This is a genomic window from Cyanobium sp. N5-Cardenillas, from assembly GCF_024345515.1.
GTDB lineage: Bacteria > Cyanobacteriota > Cyanobacteriia > PCC-6307 > Cyanobiaceae > Cyanobium.
Window position 1 is genome coordinate 1 of the sequence record NZ_JAGQBG010000116.1, and the last position, 9,525, is coordinate 9,525.

Sequence of the window (9,525 nt, forward strand, 5' to 3'; positions counted from 1 at the left end):
CCCTGCGCCACGCCCTTGATTACCGCGCCCCTTTCCAGGGAAGGAGCGACAAGGAGATGATCACCCTGATGGACAGCCTGCTTCAGGGCCTGCGGGCCAAGGGGTCGATCGGGTTGATGGAGGAAGCGGCCGCAGTGCTCGATGACCGCCAGCGCCACACGGCCTACGCCGTGGCGGCGGAGATCATGCGCTCCGACGGTCCGCTGCAGGACCAGGAACAGACGATCCTCGCCGACCTGGCCACCACCCTGCGCCTGGACCCGGAGGAAACCACCAAGGTCCTGGAGGTGATGGACGTCCTCCATGCCAGCATCCTGGAGCCCGCCGTGAGCACATGAGTTCCGCCCCCGCCGGCCTTCGCATCGCCGTGGTGGGGGCCGGCAGCTCAGGGCTGCTGCTCTCTGTGATCCTGCAGCGCCAGGGTCACAGGGTCACCCTGTTCGAACGCTCACCACGGCTGCGCACCGAAGGCTGCGGGATCCTGCTGGTGAAGAGCGGCGTCGAGGCGGTGGCGGCGGCCGCCATCCCCGGCCTTCTCGACGACCTGCTGGCCGGCGGCCATCCGGTGCAGCGGTTCGTCTTCCGCAACCTGAGGGGCGATCTGATCGAAGCCAGCCCGGCCGAACGGGAGGTCGGCGAGCTGCCGTCGCTTCTGATTCACCGGCGCGCCATCCTGGACGCCCTCTGGGGCCATTTTGATCCCGCTGGTTTCCAGGGTGGACGTTCCCTGATCAGCTGGAGCCAGACCCACGAGGGCGTGGAAGCGAGGTTCGCCGACGGCCCGCCGTGGACGGGCGATCTGCTGATCGGGGCCGACGGGATCTTCTCCAAGGTGGCCTCCCTGCTGCGCCCCGACCGGCGCCTGCAGTACCTCGGTGATCGGGTCTGGCGTGGGGTGGTGACGGACGAGACCTTCTGCGCAGGCGGGGATTTCTTCGTCTACGCCCGCGGCCGGGGCATCTACGCCAACTTCTTCGATCTGGGCCCCGATGGGGACGGCAACGGGCGCACCCACTGGGGCTTCTTCCAGGAGGAGGAGCTCCCCGACGACCGCGGCACGCGACAGAGGCTGCTGGAGGAGGGGGTGCCGGCCGCGGCCCTCGCCAAACTGCCTGCCGATGCTGCGGCCATCATCAGCGCCACGGCCCCGGAAGGGGTGGTGGCGAACTGGTCGTTCGACATCGATCCTCTGCCGGCGTTCATTGCCGGACGGGTGGCCCTGATCGGCGACGCCGCCCATGCGATGAGCTCCTCCCAGGCCCGGGGAATGACGGCGGGACTGGAGGATGCGGTGGCCCTGGCCGGCTGGCTCGCCCCGGGTGGAGCGGCCAGCCCCGAGCTGGCCCTAGAGCGTTACCAGGAGGAGAGGCTGCCGGTGGTGCACCGCTACCAGGAGCGCAGCCGCCAGGTGAGCCATCGCACGGGGCGGAAGCGCCCGCCGACCCGGGAGGCCGCCGGGACCCCGGCAGCGGAGCAACACCGGAAGATGTTGTGAAGGTGACAGTTCCGATCTGGCACAGGGGGCAGAATGCCATTCCTGTATACGAGGCAAGACGTGGCGATCTCCTTACCTCAGACCCGTCACCGTGGCAGTTCCCAGTCCTGCCGCACCTACCGGCTGGTGGATCAGCAGGGTGACCCCCATCCCATCCTCGACGACCTCTACGAGTCGCTGGATGCGGCCTGGAGTGAGGCGCTGCACTGGTGGCAGGAAGAATTCGGCCCCGTGCAGGGACCCGTGGGCATCGGGGTGGAGGTGAGCACCCTCAGCGGTGAATGGCGCACCCTGCGCTACCCGGGCACCTGAGGGCCTCAGCCCACCGTCACGCCTTTCCAGAACGCCACGCGTCCCCGGATGTTGCTGGCGGCCTCCTTCGGCTCCGGGTAGTACCAAACCGCATTGGCATTCTCCTTGCCATCCACCACCAGGTCGTAGTAATGGGCTTCCCCCTTCCAGCCGCAGAACGAGCGGTGGCTGGACGGTCGGATGCAGGCGGCATCCAGCGACTCCGCCGGGAAATAGGCATTGCCTTCCACCGTCACGATGTCGTCGCTGCTGGCGACCACCGCTCCATTCCAGCTGGCCTGCATCGCTGACACCGTCGAAGTGGGCTCATTCTGGCGCCCCTCGCCCGGCTTACCAGTCGTTGGGCTGGTAGATCCGCAGGGTGCCCACCCCCACCGGGCTGGCCACGGGGCCCGGGCCGGCCGGGCTGGCTGTCACCTGGAACAGGTAGGTGTCGGCCTGGTTGGGGTTGAACCAGGGCCGCAGCGACACGGTGACGGTCGCCCCGGGGGGAACGGGCTCAGGGAAGCTGAGGATGAAGCGCCGGGCGTCAGGTTCGAAGCTCGTCTGCACAGGAATCGGGCGCCCCTCGCGGCGGGGAACGCCCAGGAAGGCCCGGGTCCGCTCGACGTCAAACGGAAACTGCCAGTCGGCACCCCGGGTCTGCTGGATGGTCAGGCCGCCGAGGGAGGCACCGGCCAGCTCATCGAGGCTGAGGGTGAAGAAGTACTCCGCCGGGGATTGGCCCACGTTGGTGGTGTAGCTGGTGAGGATCACCTTCCAGGGGGCCCGCACGAACTCGGTGCGGCCTCCCAGCTCCAGGGCTCGGGCGCCTGGCACCGCGCTGGCCAGCAGCAGGGAGAGCGCCGCCAGCGGCAGGATGGCGGCGTTCCCTCCCAGGGGCCTGGTCCACGAAGGATGGGCCATGGCCACCTCCAGCTACGGGTCCCAGGCTAGAGGGACGCTCCTGCGGGGGGCTTCGCACCGGCCAGGAAAGGGGACGGATCCTGGTCCCGGCGATGCTGCACCGGAATCGCGTCCCCCTGGGCTCCTGGGTCGGCAGGATCCAGGCAGGCGGTGGTCTCCAGGGCGCGACGCAGCCGACGGGCGGCATGCAGCGGCATGTCCCTCGGCACGCTGATGCGATCGCGCAGGTAGCGCAGCCCCTTGGCCGATCCAGCCGGCGGCGGGCACACCCGGCCCGTGATCAGGAGGGTGAGCGCACAGCGCAACGGCCGATCCAGCCCGTCCCGGCCGAGGGGATTGCGCGCCAGCAGGGTGTCCCGGTGCCGCAGCACCCTGGCCAGGGCCACCCCGGCCGCATCGGCCGGTTCGATCTGGCTGGTTTCGGGATCGGAGCCGGGCGGGGCCACCACCGGCCAGGGGCCGACATCGATCCGCTGCGCCAGATCCCGCTGTTCCGCCGTTCCACTGGCATGGCAGCCCCCCATCTGGGGGGGCAGGTCGTGGGCGTGGGTGTGGAAGTCGCTCTGGGTGCCCAGGTAGGTGGAGCGCTGCTCGAGGGCGTGGAACCAGCGATCGATGGCCGGGTGGCGCTCCCTCAGCAGGTACCCCTTGTAATAAGCAAGGCTGGCGTTCATGCGTTCGAGGTAGGGCACGAAGACCAGATCCGCCGTGCCCAGCTCCCCCAGCAGAAACGGACCGGGGTCGGCACTGAGGGCGCTGGCGACGCGTTCCGCGAATCGATCGAACCCCTGCTGGCCCCTGGCCTCCTCCGCAGCCCCACGGCTCGGGACGCAGAGCCACTGGCACCAGGCCCGGAACAACTGTCGCTCCAGCTGGCGCAGGGGAAGCACCTCCCGGGCGTTCATGCCCTGGCCAAGCGGGCCGAAGGCGGCCTCCAGGGCTTCAAGGATGCGGTCGCTTTCGGTGATCAGCCGGCCGTCCAGCTCGAGGGCCGGCAACATGCCGCCCCGCACCAGCTCGGTGTACCACGGTTCCTTCTGCCCGTAGCAGTACATCGTCACCTTGCGGGTCCGGTAGGGAACCCGCCGCTCCTCCAGCCACAGCCAGACCTTCTGGCAGTAGGGGCACCAGGCGTGGTGATCCCGGTACAGCGTCACCCGGATCTCCCCTTCGGGACGGCCGAACGGACGGCACAGGGCCTGGGGGTTGGTGGGCCCTGAAGCCGGATCCGTGAAGGTGGGCGTCGCCAGCGCCGGCGCCGCCTCCGCGGCCAGCTCCTTCCCGTTCAGCGGCTCGAACAGCACGGTGGCGGAGCCGGCCATGGAAGGGCGAAACGGGAGTTCAGCCTAGACAGCTCCGATGGGGGAAAAAGCCGTGTCGGGACTCGCACCCCCACGGACGACGAACCTAAGGTTGGGTCACCCAAGCTCCCCAGCCACCCCCATGTTCGACGCCTTCACCAAGCTCGTCGCCCAGGCCGACGCCCGCGGCGAATTCCTCAGCCCTGGCCAGATCGATGCCCTGGGAGCCATGGTGGCCGAGAGCAACAAACGGATGGACACCGTCAACCGCATCACCTCCAACGCCTCCAGGATCGTCACCAACGCCGCCCGCGATCTGTTCGACCAGCAACCCGCCCTGATCGCCCCCGGCGGCAACGCCTACACCCACCGCCGCATGGCCGCCTGTCTGCGCGACATGGAGATCGTTCTTCGCTACATCACCTACGCGATTTTCACCGGTGATGCCTCGGTCCTCGAAGACCGTTGCCTCAATGGTCTGCGTGAGACCTACCTCGCCCTCGGCGTCCCCGGCGCTTCCGTCGCCGAAGGTATTCGCAAGATGAAGGACGCCGCCATCGCCATCGCCAGCGATCGCAACGGCATCACCCAGGGCGACTGCGCCGCCCTGATGTCGGAAGTGGGCACCTATTTCGATCGTGCCGCCGCCGCGGTCGCCTGAGTCCTGTCTCGACCATCAGCACCAAAACAACGCTTTGCCGGGAGTCTCTCCCGGCTTTTTTTATGACCGTTTGCTCGTCGGATCGGGTGTTTGTGGTTGTTGCTACACAACGTTCTTCCCTGTAAGCGGAGGGTGAATGGTGGCCACTGAGCAAAGGGTCCCTTTTCTCTCATGCACAGTTCACCTTCCGGTGGAGCCTGGTCCGTAGCAACGACCCTTGACCGCTTCCTCCAGACGTTTCTGGCACGCCTCCAGGATCCGCAGGTGCGTCGCCTCGCCTTTTTTCTGCTCGCCCCTGGGGCCGCCCTCCTGCCGTTGATGGCCGGCGCCGCCAACACCGCCCTGGTCTTAGCCCCCACTGATGGGGCCGACACCCTGCTGATGCTGGTGGGCTCGGCGATGGTCCTGCTGATGACCCCGGGACTGGCCTTTTTCTACGGCGGCTTCACCCGTTCCAAGAACGTGTTGAACGGCATGATGATGAGCTTCTTCCTGATGGGGCTCACCGGAGTCATCTGGGTGGTGGTCTGCTACAGCCTGGCCTTCGACACCGGCTTCGGCAGCCCCTTCATCGGTGGCCTGGGATCCATGTTCCTGCATGGCGTCGGGGGTGAACTGGGCGACCAGCCCCTGGCCGCCGGTTTCCCGATCAGCGCCACATCGTTTGCCCTGTTCCAGGGGATGTTCGCCATCATCACCCCGGCCCTGATTTCCGGGGCGCTGGTGGAGCGTGTCAGTTTCAAGGCCTGGGTCTGGTTCTGTCTGTTCTGGAGCCTGCTGATCTATTCCCCCATGGCCAAGATGGTCTGGGGGGGTGGCTTCATCTGCTCCTTCGGTGCGATCGGTGCCATCGATTTCGCCGGTGGCACCGTTGTTCACATTGCCTCCGGTGTTGCCGCCCTTGTGGCCGCCGCCATCATCGGCCCCCGCACCACCTGGCCCAACAGCAAGCGCCCCCCCACAACGTTCCCTTCATCCTGCTGGGGGCAGGCCTGCTCTGGTTCGGCTGGTTCGGATTCAACGGGGCCAGCATGTTCGCCTCCAAGACGGCGGGCTATCCCTTTCTCACCACCACCTCGGCCTCAGCCGCCATGCTCACCCGGTGCCTGACTGAGTGGTTCAAGGACGGCAAGCCCACGGCAATGGGTGCCTCCACCGGGGCCGTCGCCGGCCTGGTGGGCATCACCCCGGCAGCGGGCTTTGTGTACATGGAGCAATCCATCCTGATCGGCATCCTCACGACGGCGGCTTGTTTCATCGCCGTGCGTGTGAAAGCCACCATCCAGTTTGACGATTCACTCGACACGTTCATGCTGCATGGCGTCGGAGGCACGGTGGGCGCCCTGCTCACAGGGATCCTTGCTTCCAAGGCTCTGGTGCCGGGTGATTATTTCCCCCTCTCCGCCAAGATCCTTGAAGAAGGAGGCGAATTCGGCCTCTTCATCGCCCAGCTCAAAGCTGTTATCCTCACCTACGGATTTGTCGCTCTGGGCACGGCTGTTATTCTCTGGATTCTTGGTGCTCTGATGCCCCTGCGCGTCAGCACTGAAGATGAAGAGCGCGGACTCGACTTCGTGTTTCACGGGGAAGAGGCTTACGATCCAATGACCAACTGACGACCAAACCTTCCATGAAAATGATCACGGCCATGGTTCGCCCCTCCAAGGTGGACGCCATCAAGACAGCCCTTGTCGCCCTTGACGTCATCGGCATGACGGTCACCGATTCCCGTGGCTTCGGCCGCCAGAAAGGCCAGGTCGAACGCTACCGAGGCACGGAGTTCACCGTTGAGTTCCTGCCCAAGGCGAGGATCGAGATCGTCGTCCCCTCGGCCAAACTTGACGCGGCCATCGCGGCCATCACCGAGGCGGCCCACACCGGCGAAATCGGCGACGGCAAGCTCTTCGTCACCCCCGTGGAAACGGTGATCCGGATCCGCACCGGAGAGTCGGGCGAAGCCACTCTCTGAGCCCGGGATTTCCGCCGTTCAGGCGACCATCACCAGGGGCTGGCCATCGCGGTCAGCTCCTTTTTTTTTCACGTCCGATCCCCCGCACCGCCGGCCATGGTCCAGCCCCGCACCCTGCTGATCAGCGGCGCCAGCCGGGGCATCGGCCGCGCCATCGCTGAACGGGCCCTGGCCGAAGGCCATCGGCTCAGCCTCGGCGTGCGGGATCCCGCCGGGTTGTCGGCTGGCCCGCTGCTGGAGGCCGCCCGCCGGTGCCCCGAGCGGGTGTTGCTCCATCCCTACGACGCCGCCGTCCCCAGCCAGGCGAGCACCTGGGTGGCGGCGACCCTGGCCCGGTTCGGCGGCATCGATGGGCTGATTCACTGTGCCGGGTTGTTCTCCCGGGTGGGCCTGCTGTTCGAGGCCGGCCAGGAAGCGGAGATCGAGGCGCTGTGGCGCGTCAACCTGATGGGGCCCTGGTGGCTCAGCCGGGCCGCCTGGCCGGCGCTGGAGGCCAGCGGCGACGGCCGGGTGATCACCCTGGTGTCGATGAGCGGCCAGCGGGTGAAGGGACCCCTGGCGGCCTACCCCTGCAGCAAGTTCGCCCTGATGGCCCTCTGCCAGTCGATGCGCAACGAGGGCTGGGACGCCGGGATCCGGGTGACGGCGATCTGCCCGGGCTGGGTCAACACCGCCATGGCCTCCCGGGTGACGGCCCTTCCCGCCGCCGCCATGACCCAGCCAGAGGATCTGGCCGCCCTCACCGCCCAGTTGCTGCGGCTGCCCACCAGCGCCGTGCCCTTCGAGCTGAAGATCAACTGCATTCTGGAGGGCTGAGGCCGGCTCAGATCAGGCGCGATCCGGAGGCCGCCCGGCGCTGGGAGGGGTCGAACACGGCCGCCACGGTGCGGATCAGCCAGCGGCCCGAGGCGGTGACCTCCACCAGGCCCATGCCATCGGCCTGGCTGAGCCGAACCAGGCCGTCGTCGGCCAGGAGGCTCAGATCGGCCCACTCGCGGCTGAAGCGCACAGGGTCGATCAGCACCCGGAAATGGCACATCACCTCCCGGATCAGCTCGCGCCGCTCCAGCACCTCCGGATCACGCACCACCAGCCCCCGCTCCACCGGCAGCTGGCCGGCGGCGATGCTGGCCCCGTAGGCCTTCAGATCCCGCTGGTTCTGGCTGAACAGCCCGGGGAACTGGCTGATCGCCGTGGGCCCCACCCCCAGCAGCTCAAGCTCCCCGCAGGTGGTGTAGCCCTGGAAGTTGCGGTGCAGGCGACCCTCCCGGGCCGCGACGGCCAGGCTGTCGCCGGAGAGGGCGTAGTGATCCATGCCGATGGCGTCGTAACCACACCCGCCCAGCCGGGAGGCGGCACTCTCCAGCATCTGCAGCCGCTGCCGCTGGGAGGGCAGATCCTCCGGCGCGATCTTGCGCTGCAGGGGCAGCTGCTCGGGGAGGTAGGCGAAGGAAAACAGGGACACCCGATCGGGGCGCAGGTCCTGCACCAGGGCCAGGGTGGCGTCGAAACGCTCCGGGGTCTGGAGCGGCAGACCGCAGATCAGATCCACGTTGACGCTGTCGAAGCCCGCCTCCCGCATCCAGACCATGGCCCGACGCAGCTGGTCGACCGGCACCACCCGGTTCACCGCCTGCTGCACCAGGGGATCGGCATCCTGGATGCCGAAGCTGATCCGGGTGAAGCCCAGGCGGCGCAGGGCGACCACATCCTCCCGGCTGAGGGCCTCCGGATTGACCTCGATGGAGGCCTCCAGGTCATCCTCCAGGTCGAAATGTCGCTCGATCAACCGCCAGAGGCGCTCGCGCTCGGGGATCGTCAGATAGTTGGGGGTTCCCCCACCCCAGTGGAGCTGGGCCAGGCGCCGCCGCTGGGCGGAGTGGCGGGTGACCAGCTCCAGCTCAGCAGCCAGGGCCTCCAGGTACGGCTCCACCACCTTGGAACCGGCCCCGGTGGTGACGCGGTTGCAGCCGCAGAACCAGCAGGCGTTGCGGCAGAAGGGCACATGCACGTAAAGCGACAGCGGCTCGTCCGTGGGGCGGGCCAGCTGGGTTTCGAGGTCGGTCGCCGTGACGCCCCCATGAAAGGCCGCGGCCGTGGGGTAGCTCGTGTAACGGGGGACGGGCCGGTCGTGCTTGAGCAGCAGATCGATCGTGGTGGCGCCGGGCGCTGAAACGGTGGCCGCTGGGGTCATGGTGTGGGGATGGGGTGTGGCGGGAGGAAGGGGGGAGAGGGGGACGGGCGGTGGGGCTAGGCGGCGAGGTCCCCCAGCTCCGCCAGCAACCGCTGGGTGTCGTGGAAGGCGACCACCGATTCCTCCAGCAGCTCCTGTTCCTCGTCCTCGCTGAGCTCCATCCGTTCGATGGCGTCATGCAGCTCCAGCTTCAGCGCGGGGATGGGGCGCTGGAACTCCCAGAACTTCACGGTCGGCAGGCCCTGGCCCGCGAGGATGGCCTTGGCCTGCTCGGCCAGTTGCTGGCCACCGGAGAGATCGCCGCCATAGCGCACGTAGACGTGGGCCATGAACCGGTGCGGGGCCTGCTGGGCCAGGCGCTGCAGATGCTCCAACCAGATCTCGGCCGCAGCGGAGGCGGGCGTGGCCGGGACAACGACCAGCCTGGCGATGTCCTGCTGCAGGGCCTGGCTGCGGGCCAGGTCGGCCCAGGGGAACCCCTCGGCCCCCAGGGCGGCAGCGAGCAGGGGGCCCCGGGCCTCAATCAGGTCGTAGGCGGGGGCGAGGGCACGGATCAGGGCCGCCAGCTGGCGGGGGTGGGCCTGGCCCGCCAGCAGGGACCGGGAGAAGGACATGCCCTCGGCCTGGTGGTGGGCGGCACCGATGCGGCCATGGAGCCGCCGCACCCGGGGGCCGAACCCCTTGCGT

General features: G+C 68.1%; 11 protein-coding genes and 1 pseudogene. 7 read left to right on the plus strand and 5 right to left on the minus strand.

Translation table 11 applies throughout. The features are described 5' to 3' along the window. The 3 genes from KBZ04_RS10195 to KBZ04_RS10205 all read left to right on the plus strand — a co-directional run. A partial coding sequence (locus KBZ04_RS10195; protein WP_254991823.1) for a tellurite resistance TerB family protein occupies positions 1-338 on the plus strand: 338 nt, incomplete at its 5' end. Continuing rightward, positions 335-1,495 (plus strand): FAD-dependent oxidoreductase, encoded by a 1,161-nt coding sequence (locus KBZ04_RS10200; RefSeq protein WP_254991824.1) that lies wholly within the window; start codon positions 335-337, stop codon positions 1,493-1,495. The genes KBZ04_RS10195 and KBZ04_RS10200, both read left to right, overlap by 4 nt. A gap of 60 nt (positions 1,496-1,555) precedes the next feature. Then, on the plus strand, positions 1,556-1,807 hold the full coding sequence (locus KBZ04_RS10205; protein ID WP_315860105.1) for a hypothetical protein: 252 nt from the start codon (positions 1,556-1,558) through the stop codon (positions 1,805-1,807). 5 nt (positions 1,808-1,812) lie between these two features. Here the strand turns inward: KBZ04_RS10205 and KBZ04_RS10210 are convergent, their stop codons facing one another. Genes KBZ04_RS10210 through KBZ04_RS10220 form a run of 3 tightly spaced genes read right to left on the minus strand, consistent with a single transcriptional unit; the run spans position 1,813 to position 4,035 of the window. Continuing rightward, positions 1,813-2,091 carry a DUF427 domain-containing protein gene (locus tag KBZ04_RS10210; protein ID WP_254991826.1) on the minus strand — a complete coding sequence of 93 codons (279 nt, stop codon included), beginning with the start codon at positions 2,089-2,091 and terminating at the stop codon, positions 1,813-1,815. 46 nt (positions 2,092-2,137) lie between these two features. Further along, on the minus strand, positions 2,138-2,713 hold the full coding sequence (locus tag KBZ04_RS10215; protein WP_254991827.1) for a DUF2808 domain-containing protein: 576 nt from the start codon (positions 2,711-2,713) through the stop codon (positions 2,138-2,140). A 26-nt stretch (positions 2,714-2,739) separates the two neighbouring features. Further along, the gene (locus KBZ04_RS10220; protein WP_254991828.1) at positions 2,740-4,035 is read right to left on the minus strand and encodes a glutathione S-transferase family protein; all 1,296 of its coding nucleotides are present in this window, start codon (positions 4,033-4,035) and stop codon (positions 2,740-2,742) included. A gap of 121 nt (positions 4,036-4,156) precedes the next feature. On the opposite strand from KBZ04_RS10220, the gene KBZ04_RS10225 reads away from it, so the two are divergent. The 4 genes and pseudogenes from KBZ04_RS10225 (at position 4,157) to KBZ04_RS10240 (ending at position 7,460) form a co-directional block, all read left to right on the plus strand. After that, positions 4,157-4,675 (plus strand): phycocyanin subunit beta, encoded by a 519-nt coding sequence (locus tag KBZ04_RS10225; RefSeq protein WP_254991829.1) that lies wholly within the window; start codon positions 4,157-4,159, stop codon positions 4,673-4,675. A 411-nt stretch (positions 4,676-5,086) separates the two neighbouring features. After that, positions 5,087-6,291: pseudogene (locus KBZ04_RS10230) on the plus strand (ammonium transporter). A 14-nt stretch (positions 6,292-6,305) separates the two neighbouring features. Then, on the plus strand, positions 6,306-6,644 hold the full coding sequence (locus KBZ04_RS10235; protein ID WP_254991830.1) for a P-II family nitrogen regulator: 339 nt from the start codon (positions 6,306-6,308) through the stop codon (positions 6,642-6,644). A gap of 96 nt (positions 6,645-6,740) precedes the next feature. After that, positions 6,741-7,460 carry an SDR family NAD(P)-dependent oxidoreductase gene (locus KBZ04_RS10240; protein ID WP_254991831.1) on the plus strand — a complete coding sequence of 240 codons (720 nt, stop codon included), beginning with the start codon at positions 6,741-6,743 and terminating at the stop codon, positions 7,458-7,460. A gap of 7 nt (positions 7,461-7,467) precedes the next feature. Here KBZ04_RS10240 and hemN read toward each other — a convergent pair whose 3' ends face one another. Beyond that, complete coding sequence (gene hemN / locus KBZ04_RS10245) at positions 7,468-8,838, minus strand: oxygen-independent coproporphyrinogen III oxidase (protein ID WP_254991832.1); 1,371 nt, start codon at positions 8,836-8,838, stop codon at positions 7,468-7,470. A 56-nt stretch (positions 8,839-8,894) separates the two neighbouring features. Beyond that, positions 8,895-9,525 (minus strand): biliverdin-producing heme oxygenase (locus KBZ04_RS10250; protein WP_254991833.1); only part of this gene is annotated, 631 nt, incomplete at its 5' end.